This is a genomic window from Alteromonas sp. AO-Serp, from assembly GCF_017849675.1.
GTDB classification, from domain to species: Bacteria; Pseudomonadota; Gammaproteobacteria; order Enterobacterales; family Alteromonadaceae; genus Alteromonas; species Alteromonas macleodii.
This window is the reverse complement of record NZ_JAFLMX010000298.1, coordinates 1-19813: the sequence shown is the minus strand read 5'-3', so window position 1 is coordinate 19813 and position 19813 is coordinate 1. Positions and strand designations below refer to the sequence as shown.

Annotated in this window: 20 protein-coding genes and 1 tRNA gene; 15 read left to right on the top strand and 6 right to left on the bottom strand. The window is 45.5% G+C overall.

All coding sequences use genetic code 11. From position 1 onward, the window contains the following. Positions 1–79: 79 nt before the first annotated feature. The 4 genes from rpmB to mutM all read left to right on the top strand — a co-directional run bounded on the left by rpmB (position 80) and on the right by mutM (position 2024). Positions 80–316 (top strand): 50S ribosomal protein L28, encoded by a 237-nt coding sequence (gene rpmB, locus QVA83_RS19280; protein ID WP_014947757.1) that lies wholly within the window; start codon positions 80–82, stop codon positions 314–316. An 11-nt stretch (positions 317–327) separates the two neighbouring features. Then, positions 328–483, top strand: coding sequence for a 50S ribosomal protein L33 (gene rpmG, locus QVA83_RS19275; RefSeq protein WP_012516577.1), 156 nt, complete (start codon positions 328–330; stop codon positions 481–483). A gap of 266 nt (positions 484–749) precedes the next feature. Continuing rightward, a complete protein-coding gene (locus QVA83_RS19270; RefSeq protein WP_039226967.1) occupies positions 750–1214 on the top strand; it encodes a hypothetical protein in 465 nt (154 codons plus the stop codon). After that, a complete protein-coding gene (mutM, locus tag QVA83_RS19265) occupies positions 1215–2024 on the top strand; it encodes a bifunctional DNA-formamidopyrimidine glycosylase/DNA-(apurinic or apyrimidinic site) lyase (protein ID WP_014947759.1) in 810 nt (269 codons plus the stop codon). It begins immediately after the preceding gene. Positions 2025–2042: 18 nt separating this feature from the next. On the opposite strand, the gene coaD is transcribed toward mutM, so the two are convergent. Then, positions 2043–2531 carry a pantetheine-phosphate adenylyltransferase gene (gene coaD, locus QVA83_RS19260; RefSeq protein WP_014947760.1) on the bottom strand — a complete coding sequence of 163 codons (489 nt, stop codon included), beginning with the start codon at positions 2529–2531 and terminating at the stop codon, positions 2043–2045. A 98-nt stretch (positions 2532–2629) separates the two neighbouring features. After that, entirely contained in the window at positions 2630–3361 is a 732-nt protein-coding gene (locus QVA83_RS19255) for a 3-deoxy-D-manno-octulosonic acid kinase (protein ID WP_081333943.1), read from the bottom strand. Positions 3362–3840: 479 nt separating this feature from the next. On the opposite strand from QVA83_RS19255, the gene QVA83_RS19250 reads away from it, so the two are divergent. From QVA83_RS19250 to glpG, 7 genes are all read left to right on the top strand, one after another. Beyond that, positions 3841–4314: a hypothetical protein gene (locus QVA83_RS19250; RefSeq protein WP_069943480.1), complete on the top strand. Its 474-nt coding sequence runs from the start codon at positions 3841–3843 to the stop codon at positions 4312–4314. After that, positions 4311–5486 (top strand): hypothetical protein, encoded by a 1176-nt coding sequence (locus tag QVA83_RS19245; RefSeq protein WP_069943481.1) that lies wholly within the window; start codon positions 4311–4313, stop codon positions 5484–5486. The genes QVA83_RS19250 and QVA83_RS19245 overlap by 4 nt, the downstream gene beginning before the upstream one ends. A 9-nt stretch (positions 5487–5495) precedes the next feature. After that, positions 5496–7940 (top strand): bifunctional diguanylate cyclase/phosphodiesterase, encoded by a 2445-nt coding sequence (locus tag QVA83_RS19240; protein WP_287498826.1) that lies wholly within the window; start codon positions 5496–5498, stop codon positions 7938–7940. A 163-nt stretch (positions 7941–8103) separates the two neighbouring features. Then, positions 8104–9300, top strand: a complete 1197-nt coding sequence (locus tag QVA83_RS19235; RefSeq protein ID WP_014977894.1) for a glycine C-acetyltransferase — start codon at positions 8104–8106, stop codon at positions 9298–9300. Continuing rightward, entirely contained in the window at positions 9297–10322 is a 1026-nt protein-coding gene (tdh, locus tag QVA83_RS19230) for an L-threonine 3-dehydrogenase (protein ID WP_014947766.1), read from the top strand. Before QVA83_RS19235 ends, tdh begins: the two co-directional genes overlap by 4 nt. Further along, on the top strand, positions 10322–10633 hold the full coding sequence (gene glpE, locus QVA83_RS19225) for a thiosulfate sulfurtransferase GlpE (RefSeq protein WP_014947767.1): 312 nt from the start codon (positions 10322–10324) through the stop codon (positions 10631–10633). Before tdh ends, glpE begins: the two co-directional genes overlap by 1 nt. A 141-nt stretch (positions 10634–10774) precedes the next feature. Continuing rightward, positions 10775–11638, top strand: a complete 864-nt coding sequence (gene glpG, locus QVA83_RS19220) for a rhomboid family intramembrane serine protease GlpG (protein WP_287498825.1) — start codon at positions 10775–10777, stop codon at positions 11636–11638. A 55-nt stretch (positions 11639–11693) separates the two neighbouring features. Here glpG and QVA83_RS19215 read toward each other — a convergent pair whose 3' ends face one another. After that, positions 11694–12107 carry a flagellar basal body-associated protein FliL gene (locus QVA83_RS19215; RefSeq protein WP_014977897.1) on the bottom strand — a complete coding sequence of 138 codons (414 nt, stop codon included), beginning with the start codon at positions 12105–12107 and terminating at the stop codon, positions 11694–11696. 148 nt (positions 12108–12255) lie between these two features. On the opposite strand from QVA83_RS19215, the gene QVA83_RS19210 reads away from it, so the two are divergent. Next, positions 12256–12825: a chorismate--pyruvate lyase family protein gene (locus QVA83_RS19210; protein ID WP_041693341.1), complete on the top strand. Its 570-nt coding sequence runs from the start codon at positions 12256–12258 to the stop codon at positions 12823–12825. Beyond that, positions 12822–13679 (top strand): 4-hydroxybenzoate octaprenyltransferase, encoded by an 858-nt coding sequence (gene ubiA, locus QVA83_RS19205; protein ID WP_287498824.1) that lies wholly within the window; start codon positions 12822–12824, stop codon positions 13677–13679. Before QVA83_RS19210 ends, ubiA begins: the two co-directional genes overlap by 4 nt. A 101-nt stretch (positions 13680–13780) precedes the next feature. Here ubiA and ubiK read toward each other — a convergent pair whose 3' ends face one another. Then, positions 13781–14032, bottom strand: a complete 252-nt coding sequence (ubiK, locus tag QVA83_RS19200; protein ID WP_014947772.1) for a ubiquinone biosynthesis accessory factor UbiK — start codon at positions 14030–14032, stop codon at positions 13781–13783. A gap of 112 nt (positions 14033–14144) precedes the next feature. Here ubiK and rep point away from each other — a divergent pair, with 112 nt between their 5' ends. Further along, positions 14145–16160 carry a DNA helicase Rep gene (gene rep / locus QVA83_RS19195; RefSeq protein ID WP_039226949.1) on the top strand — a complete coding sequence of 672 codons (2016 nt, stop codon included), beginning with the start codon at positions 14145–14147 and terminating at the stop codon, positions 16158–16160. 44 nt (positions 16161–16204) lie between these two features. Here the strand turns inward: rep and QVA83_RS19190 are convergent, their stop codons facing one another. Both QVA83_RS19190 and QVA83_RS19185 read right to left on the bottom strand, forming a co-directional pair. After that, positions 16205–18805, bottom strand: coding sequence for a sensor domain-containing phosphodiesterase (locus QVA83_RS19190; protein ID WP_014947774.1), 2601 nt, complete (start codon positions 18803–18805; stop codon positions 16205–16207). Positions 18806–18908: 103 nt separating this feature from the next. After that, a complete protein-coding gene (locus QVA83_RS19185) occupies positions 18909–19316 on the bottom strand; it encodes a c-type cytochrome (protein ID WP_014947775.1) in 408 nt (135 codons plus the stop codon). A 264-nt stretch (positions 19317–19580) separates the two neighbouring features. Between QVA83_RS19185 and QVA83_RS19180 the strand changes: the two genes are divergently transcribed. Next, positions 19581–19657: transfer RNA gene (locus QVA83_RS19180), tRNA-Arg, on the top strand. The last annotated feature ends 156 nt before the right edge of the window (positions 19658–19813 follow it).

The following is a 19813-nucleotide window of genomic DNA, read 5'->3' as shown; positions in this document are numbered from 1 at the left end:
ACGTCATTTGACCCAACCACTGTTTGAGCGCTTGGGATTAACTGACGCGACAGTTATCGTTGTTCTGGAGACAAATACAATGTCAAGAGTATGCCAAGTAACAGGTAAGCGTCCAACGGTTGGTAATAACCGTTCACACGCAAGAAATGCGACTCGTCGTCGCTTTTTGCCAAACCTTCAAACACACCGTTTTTGGGTTGAGAGCGAAAACCGTTTTGTAAAACTACGTTTGTCTGCAAAAGGCATGCGTATCATCGACAAGAAAGGTATTGATTCAGTACTAACTGACATCCGTACCCGTGGTGAGAAAATCTAAGGAAGCCGACAATGCGTGATAAAATTAAACTAGTTTCTTCAGCAGGTACAGGTTTCTTCTACACTACTGATAAAAACAAGCGTAACATGCCTGGCAAAATGGAGATCAAAAAGTATGATCCCGTTGTGCGTAAGCACGTTATGTTCAAAGAGGCCAAAATCAAGTAATTAGCTTGCTTTTGTCTCCACGAAAACCCAGCCCTTGCTGGGTTTTTTGCTTTTAGAAGAAGATATTTCTACTTCATCACGTCACGATCCCACCGGATCCCATACTCGACTGTCCACGATCCCTTGAGTTTATCTTGCGATCACTGCTTTCTCCCACTTACTTTTTTCCAGCAGATCCTAGGTTTTCTTTGAATTGAATTAGCTTATATATTGGCTAGGTATTACTATATTCCTAATTTCAGGACTCATATTTAACGGAAAGTCAGGTGGCTAGAATTTCTCAGCGAGCAATGAATAACGTGGTCATTATTGCCATGCTTATCATGATTGCATTGTTCAACTTAGACAGTCTTGTACCTAAGAAGGACGTTGTTCAATCTCGCAGCCTGTTACCTGAAGACGCTTATGTGTTAAAAATAGAGCACGATGGCCATAGCTTAGAGCGAGTTGGGCAGCAGTGGCGCCAGTCAGGTCAAAATACAGTCCTCGCGATCAAGCCGGATGTTCAGTTTTCCCATTGGCAACGGGCAAGGCTTGAGCCGGCCACTGACGTACCCGAAGCGATTACCAACGTACAGCCTTACATCGTCGTAGTATGGCTCGCAGGCAATAATAACGGCAATGTTTACGCCATCTATCCGAATACATCACCTGTTGTGATCAAATTTGAAAATAATTGGTACACATTAACCAACACCGAACTTGATAATCTTTTACCTTGGATACTGTAAATGCCTGAACTACCAGAAGTTGAAGTAAGCCGTTTGGGCGTTTCTCCACATCTTATTGGCAATACCATTACGCAGGTGGTGGTGCGTGAGCGAAGAATGCGCTGGCCCATTCCACAAGAGGTAGCGAACGTTGAAGGTCAGAGCGTTATTGCTGTAAAACGCCGCGCTAAATATCTACTTATTGAAACAGCCAAAGGCACGTTAATTTTGCATTTAGGCATGTCGGGTAAATTACGCGTTATCGATGCGTCGACACCAATTATTAAGCATGACCACGTAGACATTGTTTTAAACACCGGTAAGTGCTTACGTTTTAACGACCCAAGGCGCTTTGGTGCAGTGTTATTTCAGGCCCCTGATATGCAAATAGCCATGCTTGATAACTTGGGCCCAGAGCCGCTTACAGACGACTTTGACGATAAGCGCTTATTTAAACTATCGCGCAATAGAAAAGGCCCCGTTAAAAACTTCATTATGGATAACGCCATTGTGGTAGGTGTAGGAAACATCTACGCGAACGAAGCACTGTTTTTAGCCGGTATAGACCCGCGAAGAGCCGCAGGAAACATTAGCGCTGCTCGCTATCAGTCGCTAACTGCAACCATTAAGCAAGTATTGGCCAAAGCCATTGAACAAGGCGGCACAACATTAAAAGACTTTGCGCAAACCGACGGTAAGCCTGGGTATTTTGCACAGCACTTGAATGTGTATGGGAGAAAAGGCGAGCCTTGTGAAGTGTGTGGAAAAGCCATCGAAAGTAAGGTTATTGGGCAGCGAAATACCTTTTTCTGTACTCACTGCCAACGCTAATACACTTACTATTGGTGCTTAATCTTTCTTGCTCAGCCGGTCTTTTAAAGCTTTCTCAACTACTGGGTGGCAAAAGCCACTCACTGCACCGCGGTGAAGAGCGACTTCTTTTACTAAGGTGGACGAGATAAAAGAATTCTCCTCAGCAGGAGTAAGAAAGACACTTTCTAGCTTTGGGTTTAAACGGCGATTCATATTTGCGAGTTGAAACTCGTATTCGAAATCAGAAACTGCGCGTAAACCACGAATGAGAATTGTGGCATTTTGTTCGTCAGCAAAATCAGCCAGTAAACCAGTAAACCCCACTACTTCAACATTTGGTAAGTCAGCAGTGACTTTTTTTATCATTTCTACGCGCTCTTCTAACGTAAACAGTGGCTTTTTACTTGGGTTAGAAGCAATCGCTACAATCACATGAGAAAATAACTGAGATGCGCGTTCAATAAGGTCGGCATGACCGTTAGTGATCGGGTCGAAAGTACCAGGGTAAAGTGCTCTAGTGTGCATAAAGTCGAATCTTTTCGTTGTAGAGGGTTTATGTGTTCAACGTGGCTAATGTAACACATTATTAGCTTATACCAATCCGCTTACCACATGTGCTTTTATTACTTCACTGCCTCGCGGTAACCATTCATACACGCTGACCAGTCGCTCTCTTGCCAGTGAAAGACAGGGTTCTTCGCTTTCTCTTTATGTAAAGAGCGCAGCAGACGGTCTAAATTACTTTGTTTCCAACTGTTACCTTGACGCTGCTCGCAGCGATCGAAATCAATAAGCCATATTTGCTTATCGCTATCAATCATGATGTTTCGAACGTTGGCATCATGATGGTACACCTGACAATTGTGCATAGCTGCCAGCGCTCGGCCAACCTCATACCACTCATCTTTATCCAGTGGTTTATCGCACAGTGCGTGGTGTAAATCTTTGCTATTTGGAATACTTAAAGTAATTAAATCGCCGCGGTAAATCAGGCCTCGGCGGTGTACACGCGCCGCAACAGGAACAGGCACAAGAAGACCTTGTGCTCGCATATATTCGAGCAGCCTGAACTCTTCAAACGGGCGAGAACGCTCAACACCAATAAACAGATATTGGTCGCTCAGTACTTTGCCCACCAAGCCACCACGTTTGAAATGGCGTAAAACCCAGCGCTGACCCTCATGCTCAATGAAAATGGTTGTACCACGTCCCTTGGCTTGACCTGTTATTTTGTCTTGAAGCTGCCAAAAGTCGGGGGTAAACATCTCCGCGTTGGGATGACTGACTAAAGTGTCGTCGAAAATAAAGTGGTGCCCAGCACCTATGTCTCGTCGTATTGTCGCCATGTCGCCCACAACTTATGGTAAATTCTTTATTCTAATGATTTATTTTGGTTTTTCAGCAACGACCGCGTTTCAGAGGTAAAAAAGTCTGTTTACGCGCTCATAGTTTTTACGTACTAAGATTATTTGTTGAAATAATGAATCTAATTCAACGTCTTAAGTATAAAAACCTAAGTCGTTATGCTCATACGCGAGTATCGTTGACCATATTCATCATTTTAGAATGAGCATGTTAAATTGCGGCGGCCCGGAGAGTTCTATCTGAAAAATAAGCATTTATTTGGCGCGAATAGGTAATACTCGAGCAAATAGGCTTCACCTAGCGCATGCCAAAAGATACGAACAATAGGAAAAAATACTGTTGATAGACCAGGGCACCATCACAAGCTAATTGTCGCTTAATTTACTTAATTGTAAGGTAAAACTATCAACTATTATCTACACTTAGCGTTGCGAAGTGTTCCTTTGAAATAACAGGGAGTCGTTACTGAATGAAAAAGCCCGCTTTGCGATGGCTATCCACTGTTCTTGCTTATACTCAACTTAGACTGGTGCTATTACTGAATATTGCACTGTTATCAGGCGTGCCTGCGGCACACGCAGCAGAACTAAACGTCATGGTTAATGAGAGTGTCATGGTTTCAGAGCTAAACCGCTCTGAGCTTCGTCAGATATTTACCGGCCATCGTCAATATTGGAGCGATGGTACTAAAATCACGGTATTTGTATTGCAGGATAACGATGAGCTCCACAAGCAGTTTTGTCGTGAAGTACTTCAGATGTTCCCTTATCAATTATCTCGCTTATGGGATCAAATCACCTATTCTGGACAGGGCGTTACACCCGTTAGGGTCACGTCTTACCAAGCGTTGATAGAGGCGTTAGAAAGTACCACAGGCGCTATCGGCTATGTTGAACATACCGAAATTGTGAAATTAAGACGCGTAGAGGTAGGAACAGAATGAATAAATACATCGCTCTCGCGTTTGGCATGATAAGCATGCCTGTCCTTGCTTCACAGGGAGATTTTTCGTGGCACGGTTATGTCTCTCAAGGTGTAACTCAGTCACATGGAAGTAACTTTATAACTGACGATAACGCAATAACAGGTGAGCTCACCGAAGTTGGGCTAAATGGTTACTATCGAATAGCGGAAAACATCTCTGTTGCCGGGCAAATTAATTATTTAGACGGCGGGAATCGTTTTGAGCAGGGCGCTCGTTTAGATTATTTGTTTATTGACTGGAAATTGCCTGACTTGCCCGGTAAATGGCAAGGACAAGTCCACATTGGTCGCTTCAAAAATCGCCACTGGCTGTATTCAGTGACCAGAGATGTGCCACAAACACGTTACACGTCTGTTCTTCCCCAATCTGTGTACTTTGACGGGTTTCGCGACGTTGCTTTAGGAAGCAACGGTATCCAAACCAGTTTCTCACACTATGGTGCTCAGAATATCTGGGAGTTAAACTGGAGTTACGGTCGCTCTAATATTAACGACTCCCAGCGAGATTTTTTACTCGGTGACGAAGCAAAAGGCGACATCAAGCAAGACTTTGTTCATCAAGCCAGCGTGTTCTGGCAACCGGCTACCATGACATGGAAACTAGGTGCCAGCTGGTTGAGTTCTGATTTCAGGTACACACCTTCTCAGAATGACAACCGTATTGCAGGTAATGCAGACATAGAGCGTATTATGTTGTCTGCGCAATACTTTGCAGAAAACTGGGAAGTGTCGGCTGAGCTAATTCGAGAAGTCCAGGATAGCAAAGGGCTATTCTTCCCTGGTTTTGCCTTTAAACGCACGGGCGAAGGCGGTTTTGTTCAGTTTAGGTATTTGTTTAATAACAATGTAAGTGGTCTTATTGGCTACGACACATACATTAACGACAAATCAGATCGAGACGGAAAGCAGTTAGAGGCTATGACAGGCGGCGTGATCCCCGCCTACTTTGGCTATCAAGATACGTATACCCTAGGCTTGCGTTGGGACATTGCACCGAAGTGGCGACTTCAAGGTGAGTATCATTGGGTTGAAGGTGCGACAAGGGTAGTGAGCTTACTGAACTTAGATGTGGCGTCTCATGCCGATAAGCATTGGGAAATGTGGTCAGTGCAATTGATGTATTGGTTTTAAGGGCATTAGATGAAGGTTCAGGTATCTTTCACCACTAAAACCATCACAATTTTGTTGGCTATGGTATTAACTGTGGCTGTAGTTATATCAACGGTTCTTATTCAGGAGTCTGACGCTCGAATCCTGCTCCAGCAACGGGAAAACCAAATCAGTAATCAACGACGGGTTCAGCTTTTTGAAGACATTTTGCACGGCAGAATGATCACGCTTATTGATATCATCAGCCATAAGAGTGGAGGCAACGCAGATAGCCTTGAATCGCTACAACAAACGCTTAGCGGTCTTAGTGAATACCTGACCCTTAACTTTCAAGTTGAATCGCTGTATTTGTTTGACGAACACGGCGTTGTTGGCAACCCGCTACAGCCAGTAAATAAAACCATTGAAAAGCTAGTGAATACCACTCGGGCGTCGTTTGAAAGCCGCTCACTATTGTCCTGTGACTCGGTATGCACGCACTACATTTCAATTCCAATTATGGCAAACGGTGAAACCTTGCCTGTCATCGTTGTGTCCACGTCGATGAGAGAACTGCTATACCTGTTTAGTCGCGCTACCGATGTGCACAAAGTTGCTGTCGTCCAGCACAAAGAAACCTCATCTGAGTTGTCAGAATTAAGGGTGGCAAGCCAAGTGTCTGCGGCTAATCGACAGTACTTTCAATCTCTATTTGATGCGTTACCCGATAATTGGCGAATTGACGATTTAGTTATTAGAGGCATGAACGTTGCGCTGGAAAATCAGCAGTTGCTGGTTAGTTTACTGCCTTTTAATCACGCATCAGGTGATCATCCTTACTTGCTCATTGTGCAAGACGTGTCGGCCATGGTGCGTCAAAACGAGCAATACCAGTACATAGTTATTTCTAGCGCTGTTGCGCTATTTTTTATTTTCTCTTCGCTGCTTTACCTTTTCCTAAATCAATACAGAATACGCTTGTTAGATGTAAGCGAACGTTTGCCTATGCTGGCCGAACACAAGTTTAGCGAGTTTTACACCATTGCAGCTAAACGAAGGAAGTCGCCTATTTTCAAATTCACAGATGAATTGGACGTAGTTGAAGACGCGGCAAATAATCTGGCGCGCCAGCTAGAAAGCTTTGACGGACAAATGGCTATTAACACAGCGAAGCTTGAAAAAATGGCGATGTTCGATGTGTTAACCGGACTTCCCAACCGTAATATGCTGACGTTTCAAATAGAAAAGCAGCTAGCTAGTTCAATTCGCGACGATAGGTTAGTGGCACTGATGTTTATGGACCTTGATGACTTTAAAAAGGTTAACGACAGTCACGGTCATGACGTCGGCGATAAACTCTTAAAAGCTGCTGCTATGCGTATTTCTAAGCCGATCAGAGAGTCGGATATTGCATCTCGATTTGGCGGTGATGAGTTTGTTATTTTACTTTCAAATATCGAAAGCAAAAAGCACGTAGATACGGTAGCCAAAAAGCTGATAGAAGAGTTTAAAGAGCCAATCATTGTAGATGGCGTAACCTTTTACGTTTCTATCAGTATCGGTATTGCTATTACCAACCACTCTCGCGCCACGCCAGTAGAACTGCTGCGTCATGCTGATATTGCGATGTACGAAGCCAAAGCCAAAAAAGGGGCGGAGTATCGCGTGTATGACGCCACCATGAACCTTAAAGTAATGCAGAAGGTTGAGCTGGAGTCAGAGGCGCGTGAAGCCCTAAGAGACAACCAGTTTAGCTTAGCGCTTCAGCCCCAAATTGAGATGCACACGGGAAGGCTGGTGGGCTTTGAAGCGCTATTGCGTTGGCAACACCCTAAAAAGGGTAATATTTCCCCAGCCGATTTCATACCGCTTCTTGAAAACACGTCATTCATGCTTGAGCTTGATTACTGGGTAATTACGCGCTCAACTTATTTAATCAGAGAGCTTAAAAATAGCGGCTACTCCGACGTGAAGATGGCGATTAATTTGTCAGCGGGTCAGTTCTTAGACCCGAGTTTGCCTGAATTCTTGCAGCAGCAAATTATCAAAAATGACATAGCGCCCGACCAAGTTTGCTTAGAGTTAACCGAAACGGTATTGGTATCAGATATCAAGCGTGCAACCACCATCATGCAAAATATTCGCGACATGGGGTGCATGCTGGCTATCGACGATTTCGGCACGGGCTATTCGTCGTTGAGTTATCTTAAATCGTTACCCGCCGACTACATCAAAATTGACCGCTCGTTTGTGGCAAATATCGCCAGCAGTGCTGATGATAGAAATATTGTTCACTCTACGATTTCTATGGTGCGCAACATGGGAATGCAAGTGGTGGCAGAAGGAATTGAAACCAGTGAACAGTACGAGTTGCTGTGTCATTTCGACTGCAACCTAGGTCAAGGCTACCTTATCAGCAGACCTATTCCTGAGGTTAACATTTGGGACGTGTTAAGCGACAAAGTAGAGTTTGGTTTTTGGAAAGAATCCGCCTAGGGCTGCTTGACTGTTTCAAAAGGCGCACGCTCCATCAATGTAGTGTGCTGAATAATTTACAAACTTAGTCGACAAACCCATTAAATACAGCGCAAGGGTGTGTACCCTTTACCGCGCTTTCATTAAACTAACGGTTTTAATATACCTACACTCGGAGAATGGCATGTCTGCGGCATTTATTTCTCATTTGCAATCGCAAATTGAAGCCACGAAAGAAGATGGTTTGTACAAAAAAGAGCGTGTTATCACGTCGCAACAACAAGCGGATATTGGTGTTGCTAACGGCGAGCACGTTATTAACTTTTGTGCCAACAACTACCTTGGTCTTGCAAACAATGAAAGCTTGATTGAAGCAGCAAAGAAAGGCCTGGATAGCCATGGTTTTGGTGTAGCATCTGTACGATTCATTTGCGGTACACAAGACATTCACAAGCAACTGGAAGCCTCTATCAGCGACTTCCTCGGTACAGAAGACACCATTTTGTACCCATCGTGCTTCGACGCGAATGGCGGTTTATTTGAAACGCTATTAGGCCCTGAAGATGCCATTATTTCTGATGCGTTAAACCACGCCAGTATCATTGACGGTGTGCGCCTGTGTAAAGCTAAGCGTTATCGCTACGCCAATAACGATATGGCTGCACTAGAAGAGCAGTTAAAGCAAGCTGATGCCGATGGCGCACGTTTCAAAATTATTGCCACCGACGGTGTGTTTTCAATGGACGGCGTGATTGCCGACTTAGCCTCTATTTGCGACCTGGCTGATAAGTATGACGCCATGGTAATGGTAGACGATTGTCACGCAACGGGCTTCCTTGGCGAAAACGGCAAAGGCAGCCATGAGTATTGTGGCGTTATGGGGCGTGTAGACATCATCACCGGTACTCTAGGTAAAGCACTAGGCGGCGCGTCTGGCGGTTACACCTCGGGCAAAAAAGAAGTCGTAGAGTGGTTACGTCAACGCTCGCGTCCTTATCTTTTCTCAAACTCGGTTGCGCCACCTATCGTTTCAGCATCGCTTAAAGTGTTTGAAATGATGAAAGAAGGTGACGAGCTTCGCGCTAATCTATGGCGCAACGCCAATCACTTCCGTACGCGTATGGAAGAAGCGGGCTTCACATTAGCCGGTAAAGATCACGCTATTATTCCTGTTATGCTAGGCGATGCCCGTTTAGCTAGCGAAATGGCAGACAAGATGCTTGAGAAAGGCATCTATGTTATCGGTTTCTCTTACCCTGTTGTGCCGAAAGGTCAGGCCCGCATTCGTACGCAAATGTCAGCAGGTCATAGCCTTGAACATGTTGATAAAGCGGTAGATGCATTTATTGAAGTTGGCCGTGAATTGGGAGTAATTTCATGAAGTCGCTAGTTAAAGCGAAAGCAGAAAAAGGCATTTGGCTACAAGACACGCCAGAGCCTGAAGTAGGACACAATGACCTACTGATTAAAATTCGCAAAACCGCCATTTGCGGCACCGACATGCACATTTACAACTGGGACGAATGGTCACAGAAAACCATTCCGGTACCTATGGTTGTAGGCCACGAGTATGTGGGTGAAGTCGTTGGAATGGGCCAAGAAGTGAAAGGGTTTAAGGTTGGCGACCGTGTTTCGGGCGAAGGCCATATTACCTGTGGCCATTGCCGTAACTGTCGTGCAGGTCGTGTACATTTGTGTCGCAACACTGAAGGCGTAGGCGTAAACCGCCCGGGCGCTTTTGCTGAATACTTGGTAATTCCTGCATTTAACGCGTTTAAAATTCCAGACAACATTAGTGACGACCTTGCGTCTATCTTTGACCCGTTTGGCAACGCTGTTCACACTGCACTAAGTTTCGACTTGGTGGGTGAAGACGTGCTGATAACTGGTGCCGGCCCAATAGGTATTATGGCTGCTGCAGTTGCAAAGCATGTAGGTGCTCGTCATGTCGTGGTTACCGACATCAACCCTTACCGTCTTGAGCTTGCTAAAAAAATGGGTGCAACCCGCGCCGTTGACGTAAGCAAGGAAGACTTGAAAGACGTAATGAACGAACTTGGTATGACAGAGGGCTTCGATGTGGGTCTGGAAATGTCTGGTGTGCCGGTGGCTTTCAGAGACATGCTGAACAAAATGAACCATGGCGGCAAAATTGCCATGCTGGGAATACCTCCACAAGATGTTGCCATCGATTGGAACCAGGTTATTTTCAAAGGCTTGGTGATAAAAGGTATTTACGGCCGTGAAATGTTCGAAACGTGGTACAAAATGGCGAGCTTGCTGCAGAGTGGCTTAGATCTATCGCCTATCATCACACACACCTTTTCTATTGATGACTTTCAGAAAGGGTTTGATACCATGGGGTCTGGACACTCAGGTAAAGTTATTCTGGACTGGCAATAATGACAACATTCTCACACATTAGCGTAAACGACGTTGCAAATTTTCAAGGTGACGTAACCATTGTGGATATTCGCGATCCGCAATCTTTTGCTAATGGACACATGCCTAACGCAGCGCAGCTGAACAACGACAACTTTGCAGCGTTTATCGACCAAACGCCCAAAGATATCCCAGTGGTTGTAGTGTGCTACCACGGCGTAAGCAGCCAGCAGGCGGCCCAAGTGATTGCACAGCAAGGCTTTGAAACCGTTTATAGTATGGACGGTGGCTTCGAAGCATGGCGACTGGCAAATCCGGTAGTCACGGCATAGCGATTTGATAAAGGTGCACAATGTGCACCTTTATTTTTTTGCAGCTACTGAAGTATTTCAGTATAAAGAGGTTATATACCGCGCCCTTGGTATATGTCATATCGCATTCATATTCTTCTGCTTCGGGGTAACAACTAGCTTATGGCTCATCCTTTAATTGCGTTCAATCAGCAAAGTCCTGCACATCTTCTCGCCAATTATTTAACCAGTCAGCACATTCAGGCCGCTGTAATACAGCACGATAAAGAGTTCGTGGTGGTATTAGATAATCACGACCATCTCGACCGCGCAAAAGTTATTGCAGATGGCTTTTTGGCAAACCCTACTGATCCGAAGTACCAGCAAGCAGCATGGGATAATGGCAAGAACGTACGGCTGGCGCCTTCGGGTAATGGCTTTTCCATGGGTAATATCATTGCCGATGCTGTGAAAGCGCCCTTTACCTCGGTGGTATTTATTCTGTGTGTTGCGGTTTATTTACTGTCGTTGTTTGGGCTGTTTGCCCCTATCGCACAGCATTTATTGATGCAGCCATTTTACATTTTGTCGCAAAATCACGAATGGTGGCGATTACTTGGCCCTGCATTCATTCATTTTTCGGCGCTGCACATTATATTTAACCTACTGTGGTGGGGCATGCTGGGAGCTAAAATTGAACGCACCCTTGGCATGAGCATGCTGCTTATTGTGTTCTTAGTGTCGGCCACTAGTTCGAACGCCGCACAAGCGCTATTTAGTGATCCTGTGCAAGGCAACCTGTTCTTGTTTGGCGGCTTGTCTGGTGTGGTGTATGCCGTAATGGGCTTTGTGTGGTGGCTAGGCTGGTTGCGACCAAGTTGGGGCTTGTCGCTGCCAAATTCAATTGTGGGCTTTATGTTGGTGTGGTTGGTACTAGGTTATGCCGATATTTTGTGGGTAAACATGGCGAATGCTGCACATACAGCGGGGCTTATTTCTGGATGTTTGCTCGCCGGAGCCTTAAGTCTTGGGTCGGGTAAACGCTAGTGGCGTTTTATGTAGCTAAAAGGCGTACGTTAGCCTTTTAGCCCGTTATCTACTTTTAACCGCCTTGGTATAAGTATTTGGTGAAGATAACGTTCTTCACCACTTCGCCGCCTGTCTCTTGCTTCATGTGCTCTTGCAACGCTTTAAGAATAGCGCGGCGAATGTCTTCACGACCAGTTAGTGATTTAACTTTCTCTGCCGGTTGCTGACCGAATATTTCAATGGCAGTAGAGCGCAGTAACGGCATATGGTGTTCAGCAATTTCAAGCTGATTAACATCGTGGATCATCAATTCAACTGACACGCGTACATAGCCAAGCTTTTGTGCGCTATCGCTAATGTAGTTGGTAACAATCTCTGGCTCTAAGCCCAAATAAGCATAGTTGGCCTTGTCTTGCGCCACTGCTGCGTTACAACCAAGAACGAAAAAACTAACCGCAAAAACGCGTAAAACTAAAGACTTAAGCATAGTGAAGTCCGAAACACCAAAGTAATAAATTCACTTGGTAGTGTAGCAAAACTCTGATTAAACACACTACTGCAAAAGTTTAACCGAGTGAAAATAATTGAACATGACGTGTTATCATACTAACAGATTCATTATTCGGGCTTTTCGTGTGAGTTTTAATGCCACTTTTCCAGTGGGTTTGGCGGTTGACTGGCAAGCACCTTCTGGCATCACAATTCCTAATGCACAGCTAAAAAACTGGCTGTTAGACACTGGGTCGTTAACCGAGCGAGTACAGTCTTTAAGCAACCACTTTTCTCTAGAGCTTATTGGCCAGCACGAGCAGATTCCTCACGACAATGAACTGTCGTTGTTACTCGACAACGGTGAAACCCATTATCAAGCGCGAGAAATTCTCTTATGCGGCGATCATAAGCCATGGGTGTTTGCACGTTCTATCATCCCTCAAGCCTTTGTTGACAGCGAGCTTTCAGACCTTGGTCGAGAGCCTTTAGGAAAACGTTTGTTTAACGATAAGCGCTTTACACGCTCAGCGTTTCAACTGTGTACAGTGCCAGCTTCGCAGTTTGGTATTAACAGTAATCAAACCTTGTGGGGCAGGCGCTCGTTGTTTACGTTAGGCAACTACAGCATGATAGTAGCAGAGGTATTTCTTCCTTCCTCACCGGCCTATAGCCGCTCTGCTAAAAACGAAAAGGAAAGCGAAAAACAGTTATGAAGCACAATTGGAACGCCTATGCGCGACTGATGCGCCTTGATAAACCAGTCGGTATTTATCTTCTACTGTGGCCTACGCTGTGGGCGCTTCTTATGGCTGCACAAGGTTTACCGCCTTTAAGCATTACGCTCATTTTTGTGGCTGGCGTAGTTGTCATGCGCTCAGCCGGGTGTGTGATTAACGATTATGCAGACAGGAAAGTAGACGGTAGCGTAAAGCGCACTGCCCAGCGTCCGCTTGCAACCGGAGAAGTGTCGGCCAAACAAGCACTACAACTTTTTGGTGCGCTTATCGCTTTAGCATTTGTCTTAGTGTTATTCCTCAATTGGCAAACTATTGCGTTGTCGGTGGTAGCCTTACTTCTAGCAGCAAGCTACCCCTTCATGAAGCGTTACACCAATTTACCGCAGGTGGTATTGGGTGCCGCGTTCGGTTGGGCCATTCCTATGGCATTTATGGCCGTGATAGAAACAGTACCAGCGTACGGCTGGTGGTTGTTTATTGCTAACTTGCTATGGACGGTAGCTTACGACACCATGTACGCCATGGTAGACCGCGATGACGACTTACAAATAGGCATTAAGTCTACGGCCATATTGTTTGGAAAAAACGACGTACTCATAGTCATGCTGCTACAGACCGCTGCCCTTGCCATTTTGTGGTGTATAGGCTGTGCTATTAACGCAACCTGGCCTTACTACTTAGCCGTGCTGTTTTCGGCTCTGCTATGCGTGCGCCAGTATCAGCTTATTAAACGCCGTCAGCGTGAAGGCTGCTTCACCGCGTTTATTGAAAATCACTATATTGGTTTAGCCATCACGCTAGGAACGGCACTGCATTTTTATTTGGTGTAACAGTAAAAGTAACTAGCCCAATACAAACCATTGTTTATGGTATTCAGCCACAAAAAAAGCGCCATAAAGGCGCTTTTTGAGTTTCTATAAGCTTTGAACGCCTACTTTTCCGCTAGCTTCACTTCAAGTTCAGCAATGCGGCTTTCCATAGCGTCTAGCTTTTCACGAGTGCGAATAAGCACTTGGCTTTGAATATCGAACTCTTCGCGAGTCACTAAATCAAGCTTAGACAGCTGCGACTGCAATACCGCCTTTACTCGACCTTCGGCTTCTTCAGCCATGTTTTTAACGCCAGGTGGAACGGCATCAGCAATTTGTTTCGCTAAATCTTCGAGTTTCTTCGGATCCAACATGGAATTCCCTTATAATGCGCAGCTCAAATTATGAAAGCTATTCTATCGGTATCGACACGACATGCAATGAAAACTGTGTCGCGCCAAAAATGTACGTTGTTCTAGGTATTAAATGAAACTAAATGAAGCTCAAGAGTCTGCCGTAACCTTTGTGTCTGGCCCATGTTTGGTGCTGGCGGGGGCGGGTAGTGGTAAAACGCGCGTAATTACCAATAAGATTGCTCATTTAGTTAGAAACTGCGATATGCCAGCTCGCTACATTGCAGCGGTAACCTTTACCAACAAAGCAGCACGTGAAATGAAAGAACGTGTAGCGCAGACCTTGGGCAAGCCAGAGGCGCGCGGGCTAAAAGTATCGACCTTCCACACCATGGGCTTAACCATTATTAAAGCGCATGTGAAAGATCTTGGCTTAAAGCCAGGTTTCTCGTTATTCGACGATAAAGACTCGTTCGCGTTGCTTAACGATTTGACGTCCGACACCCTCGATGGCGATAAAGATCAGCTTCAGCTTTTACAAAGCTGTATCTCGAACTGGAAAAACGACCTTATCTTGCCCGATGCTTTATTAAAATCAGCTACCAGCACGGGCGAACGAGAGTTTGCAGAAGCCTACAAGCGTTACCAAGACAACCTTAAGGCATATAACGCGCTAGACTTCGACGACCTTATTTTATTACCTACATTGCTTTTAAAAAGTAGCGAAGCAATAAGAGCCAAATGGCAGAGCAAAATTCGCTACTTGCTGGTGGATGAGTACCAAGATACCAACACCAGTCAGTACGAGTTGGTAAAGCTATTAGTAGGTGAGCGTGCGCGCTTTACCGTGGTGGGCGACGATGACCAGTCTATCTATTCATGGCGTGGCGCTAAGCCACAGAATTTGCACCTATTACAGCAAGACTTTCCGCGCTTAAACGTCATTAAGCTACAGCAAAATTACCGCTCGTCAGGCCGTATTCTGCATTGCGCGAATATTCTTATTCAGAACAATCCGCATTTGTTCGATAAAACCCTGTTCTCAGAGCTGCAGTACGGCGAGCCGCTAAAAGTAATAGAGGCGAAGAACGAAGAGCATGAAGGTGAGCGCGTGGTGGCAGAACTGCTGGCGCATAAGTTCATGAACCGCACCCAGTTTAAAGACTACGCCATTTTGTATCGCGGGAATCATCAAAGTCGTATTTTTGAAAAGCTGTTAATGAGTAACCGCATTCCGTACAAAATCAGCGGCGGTATGTCGTTCTTTGGTCGTGCTGAAGTGAAAGACATCATGGCGTATTTAAGGTTGTTGGTGAACCAAGACGACGATAACGCTTTGCTTCGCATTATTAACACGCCAGGGCGCGGTATAGGCCGCGCTACGCTGGAAAAACTGGGTAACTTTGCAAATAGCTTGGGTGTGTCTATGTTCGAAGCGGCGACGCACCCTAACTTAAACAGCGTGTTGCCAGACAAAGCTTTTCATTCGGTTTCTACCTTTGCCCGCTGGGTAGTGGAGTTGTCGGACAACGCGGAACGGGGCAACACCGCTGACGCAGTGCGCACCATGATCCGCACTATGGGCTACGAAGAATGGCTATATGAAACCAGCGCCAGCCCCAAAGCCGCCGAAATGGCCATGGCCAACGTAAGTACGTTATTCGGTTGGGTTAACGATATGCTGGAAGGCAATGACCTAGACCAACCCATGACCTTAACAGAAGTGGTGAACCGCTTAATTCTGCGTGACATGATGGAGCGCGGCGAAGACGACGGGGAAGGGGACCAAGTACAGTTAATGACGCTGCATGCCTCAAAAGGTTTGGAATTTCCTATTGTATTCTTAGTGGGCATGGAAGAAGGCCTATTGCCACACCAAAGCAGCATTGATGAAGACAACGTAGAAGAAGAGCGCCGACTTGCTTATGTGGGAATTACTCGCGCCCAGCGCGAGCTTATATTCAGCCTTGCTAAAGAGCGTCGACAGTTTGGTGAAGTGATCAACCCAGAGCCAAGCCGCTTTCTGTTCGAACTGCCGCCTGACGATGTACAGTGGGAAAACCAGAAACCGAAGGCAACAAAAGAAGAACGCCAGCAAAAGGCACAGGTGGGAATTGCTAACCTAAGAGATATCTTAGGTAAAAAATAACCTACTTTTATAGTGGGGCGCCAATAGTAAGTGAGTATTTACTTCTAGCTTGCTAGCGATGTCATATCCAGCACTTTTGCGTGCTTCAATACTTTGCCTTGGCCATAAATGCATTCAATTTCGTTAAGCGCATCTAACTGTGCCTGAGAGTCTACGCCTTCAGCAATAACCTGAAACTTCAAATGTTCAGAAATAAGCATGACAGACTGGATAAGCTTTAAGTTTCGTTGAGAGCGAGGCAGTGACTTAACAAAGCGATGATCAATTTTGATGAAGTCGAAAGGGTAGGCAAACAAATAACTCAATGAAGCTAATCCGCTTCCAAAGTTATCCAGCACCAAAGTTACGCCCGCACGTTTTAACTTCTTAATAGCAGGAAGAATGAACTGAGAACGGCGATTTAAGTCGTTTTCATCAAACTCAAATACCAACTGACTGGGCGTTATGCCAGATGTTTCAATCACATTAATCATCTGGTTTACCATAGAAGCCTGTAGCAGATGATTAATCGAAACGTTAACCGCTATTTTATTTATCGGGTCGTCGGTGTTTTTATAATGGTTTAACAGCTCGCAGGCTTTGGTTAGCTGGAACAGGTCTAAATCTAGCGTAAGGCCACTATGTTCTGCCACTTGTCTAAACTGCTCTCTGGCAATCTTGCCGTAGGCAGGGTGCGACCAGCGAATGTACATCTCTTTATACAGTGTGCTGTCGTCATTAAGCTTTATAACGGGCTGTAGGAAGTAATCGAACTCTTCTTCGCGCAGTGCACGTCTGAATTCATTTTCAAGCTCAAGTTCTTCAATAAGCCTGTCGCGCATGCTCTTGTCGAACATAACAAAGCGTCCGCGGCCTAGCGTTTTCGCCTGATACATGGCTGCATCGGCATCACGAAGCACTTCATCAGCGGCGCGATAGTAGGTTTCTAAGTGCGCAATACCAATACTTGCACCTGAATACATCTCTCGACCATCAAGCAAGAACGGTTCGGAAATAGATGAAATTATACGGCTAGCCACTTCTTCTACGTCTGCTTCATCTTCAAAGTTATCAAGCAGTACAACAAACTCATCGCCGCCTAAGCGCGCTAGCAGGTCGTGACCACGAATACATAGCGCAATACGTCTAGCTACTTCAATTAAGAACTCATCGCCCGCGTGGTGACCTAGGGTATCGTTAATAACCTTGAAGCGATCTAGGTCGATAAACAGCACCGCAAACATGTTTTCGCTGTAACGCTGCTTACTGGCAATAGCCAGCTCTAGGCGACTAGTGAACATGGCGCGGTTAGGCAAATCAGTTAACGAGTCGTGATGCGCATCGTGAATAAGCTTAAGCTCAATCTCTTTACGCTCTTCAATTTGTTGCTTTAAGAACTTATTAGCACGGTTTAGCTCAGCTGTGCGTTCTTTAACGCGCTCCTCAAGCTCAACGTTATAGCGCTGCATCGACTCGGTATTACGCTTACGCTCAATGGCTACCGCAATATGATGCGATACAAAGCGTAAAAGCTCTTGGTCGCGAGAATTGTATTTAGCGTGTTTACCGTAAGTTTGTACGGCAATAACACCTGCAATTTCTCCATCTACAACAAGCGGCGAACCTAACCACGAGTTCGCACTGTTTAGCATGGTTTGCGCAACCGACACATCCAAATCGCCAGACTCTGCAAGCTCCAATACTCTAGGTGGGTTAACCAGCTCAGCTTGCCCCGTTCGCAATACGAATTCAGTGAGTCCAAGCCCCAAAGGTCTTGAACTTATGTTCTTTTCTTGTGCGTCACTAAAATACGGGAATGCGAGTAGCTCTTTTTCCTTATCAAGAATGGCAATGTAACAGTTAGGTGCGCTAATTAGCCTGGCTAAAATTTCGTGCAGACTGGAGTAAAACACGTCCATATCGCCTTCAAGGTTAGCCGCCAGCTCAGATATCTCGAATAAAGCCTGCTGTAGCGACTCTACTTTTTGGCGCTCTAATATTTCTTCTTGAAGGTCGTCGTTAATTTTTCGCAGTTGGCGGGTGCGTTCGCGGATGGTGCGTTCAGTGAGCTCACGGTTTTTTACTCTATCAACCGTGGTAACAATGTGTTGAGAAACAAACAGCAGTACTTCTAAATCTTCTTGCGTATAGTGCACACCTTCATCATAAGTTTGCACTACCATGGCACCTATGACTTGGCTTCCTCGTTTAAGGGGCACGCCCAGCAGCTCAAACGGCTGCGAGCCAACTAGCTTTATATCATGCTGAGAGGCAAAGTTTTCTTCGTCGTCACGTTTGTAAAATAGATGATCGCCGGTTTTTAGAATGTAACCGGTCATGCCGTCCATTAACGATTCAGCGGGGAGCTGGCGAACGGTTTGTTCGTCGAATTCGTCAATGAAGTAAGCGAAATCGACAACGTTACTATCGGGTTCGTAAAAGGCGACAAAGAAGTTATCGGCATTCATAAAATCGGCAATGATTTCATGAATAGCGGAATAAAGGCGATTAAGGTGACTCACAGAACTGGCAAGTTCAGAAATGTCGAAAAGCGCCTTCTGAACACGTTCAGCGCGCTTGTACTTGTCAGTGAGTTGCTGAAGCTGCGGTATAAGTTCGCGCAGTTCTTCTTCCGTCAACTCATGTTGCGTCGAATCTTGTGACATTCCGCTCGCCAGTAAAAAAGTAACGTTTCCCCAAAGAGTTAAATTACCCGATTAGAGGGTAAAACGCTACTTTTTCCATCAAGTTGTTACGATTTAGCGGGTATTAGATACCTTCAATCATATACTCGATTGCAGCTTTAATTTCGTCATCAGAACAGTTACCGCATGTACCACGAGGAGGCATAGCGTTAATACCGTTTAATGCGTTTTGCCATACGCCATCAAGACCGCGCTCATCTAGACGTGGTTGCCAGTCTGCTGCAACGTGAACTTTAGGAGCTCCTAAAACGCCTGCTGAGTGACATGCAACACATGCAGAGTTGTAAACGTCTTCACCAGACTTTGCACCGCCAGCTGCGCCAGCACTTCCTTCAGCCGCTGCGCCTGCAACGTGTACCTGACCTACCGGCTTAATGCGATCGGCAATTTCATCGTTACTCATTTCTTGTGCTTGTGCTGCAAAAACAGTTAGCGCAGTAGCAGCAACAGTTAACCAAGTCTTTAATTTCACATCTGTCTCCAGGCAATGATGAATTTGTTTAAAATATAACTGGCCAGATTATAACGGTTAATTGGGGTTGAACAACTATTTGAAGCCAATTACCCATAAAAAGTAAGGATTTTTAACACTTGTTCCAAGCCACCTAAAGAGATTTTAATAAATGAGTTGAAGCCAACCCACCGCGTAAGTATTATTACGCCCCGTTTGCAGCGTACATTTAACTGCGTATTTTTCCTTTGCGAACGTACATGGTTATTACAACCGTAGCACGATCCGCCCTTAGCTCAGCTGGATAGAGCGCGGCCCTCCGGAGGCCGAGGTCAGAGGTTCGAATCCTCTAGGGCGGGCCATTTCCTTTTCTCGTGATCTATGAAGGAATAATCCCCCTCAGCCTTTCTATATCAGAATCGGGCACGCCTACCTCAGACGTGGCTGCAACTCTAACGTCCAATCCAATGCAACATCAAAGTCATTCCAACGCATAGCAAAGTCGTTATACTGTTTTT

What these genes read in the sequence shown, in the direction of transcription:
- rpmB (WP_014947757.1), top strand. Translation starts at nt 80, where the DNA reads ATGTCAAGAGTATGCCAAGTAACAGGTAAGCGTCCAACGGTTGGTAAT.
- rpmG (WP_012516577.1), top strand. Translation starts at nt 328, where the DNA reads ATGCGTGATAAAATTAAACTAGTTTCTTCAGCAGGTACAGGTTTCTTC.
- mutM (WP_014947759.1), top strand. Translation starts at nt 1,215, where the DNA reads ATGCCTGAACTACCAGAAGTTGAAGTAAGCCGTTTGGGCGTTTCTCCA.
- coaD (WP_014947760.1), bottom strand. Translation starts at nt 2,531, where the DNA reads ATGCACACTAGAGCACTTTACCCTGGTACTTTCGACCCGATCACTAAC.
- QVA83_RS19250 (WP_069943480.1), top strand. Translation starts at nt 3,841, where the DNA reads ATGAAAAAGCCCGCTTTGCGATGGCTATCCACTGTTCTTGCTTATACT.
- QVA83_RS19245 (WP_069943481.1), top strand. Translation starts at nt 4,311, where the DNA reads ATGAATAAATACATCGCTCTCGCGTTTGGCATGATAAGCATGCCTGTC.
- QVA83_RS19240 (WP_287498826.1), top strand. Translation starts at nt 5,496, where the DNA reads ATGAAGGTTCAGGTATCTTTCACCACTAAAACCATCACAATTTTGTTG.
- QVA83_RS19235 (WP_014977894.1), top strand. Translation starts at nt 8,104, where the DNA reads ATGTCTGCGGCATTTATTTCTCATTTGCAATCGCAAATTGAAGCCACG.
- tdh (WP_014947766.1), top strand. Translation starts at nt 9,297, where the DNA reads ATGAAGTCGCTAGTTAAAGCGAAAGCAGAAAAAGGCATTTGGCTACAA.
- glpE (WP_014947767.1), top strand. Translation starts at nt 10,322, where the DNA reads ATGACAACATTCTCACACATTAGCGTAAACGACGTTGCAAATTTTCAA.
- glpG (WP_287498825.1), top strand. Translation starts at nt 10,775, where the DNA reads ATGGCTCATCCTTTAATTGCGTTCAATCAGCAAAGTCCTGCACATCTT.
- QVA83_RS19215 (WP_014977897.1), bottom strand. Translation starts at nt 12,107, where the DNA reads ATGCTTAAGTCTTTAGTTTTACGCGTTTTTGCGGTTAGTTTTTTCGTT.
- ubiA (WP_287498824.1), top strand. Translation starts at nt 12,822, where the DNA reads ATGAAGCACAATTGGAACGCCTATGCGCGACTGATGCGCCTTGATAAA.
- ubiK (WP_014947772.1), bottom strand. Translation starts at nt 14,032, where the DNA reads ATGTTGGATCCGAAGAAACTCGAAGATTTAGCGAAACAAATTGCTGAT.
- rep (WP_039226949.1), top strand. Translation starts at nt 14,145, where the DNA reads ATGAAACTAAATGAAGCTCAAGAGTCTGCCGTAACCTTTGTGTCTGGC.
- QVA83_RS19190 (WP_014947774.1), bottom strand. Translation starts at nt 18,805, where the DNA reads ATGTCACAAGATTCGACGCAACATGAGTTGACGGAAGAAGAACTGCGC.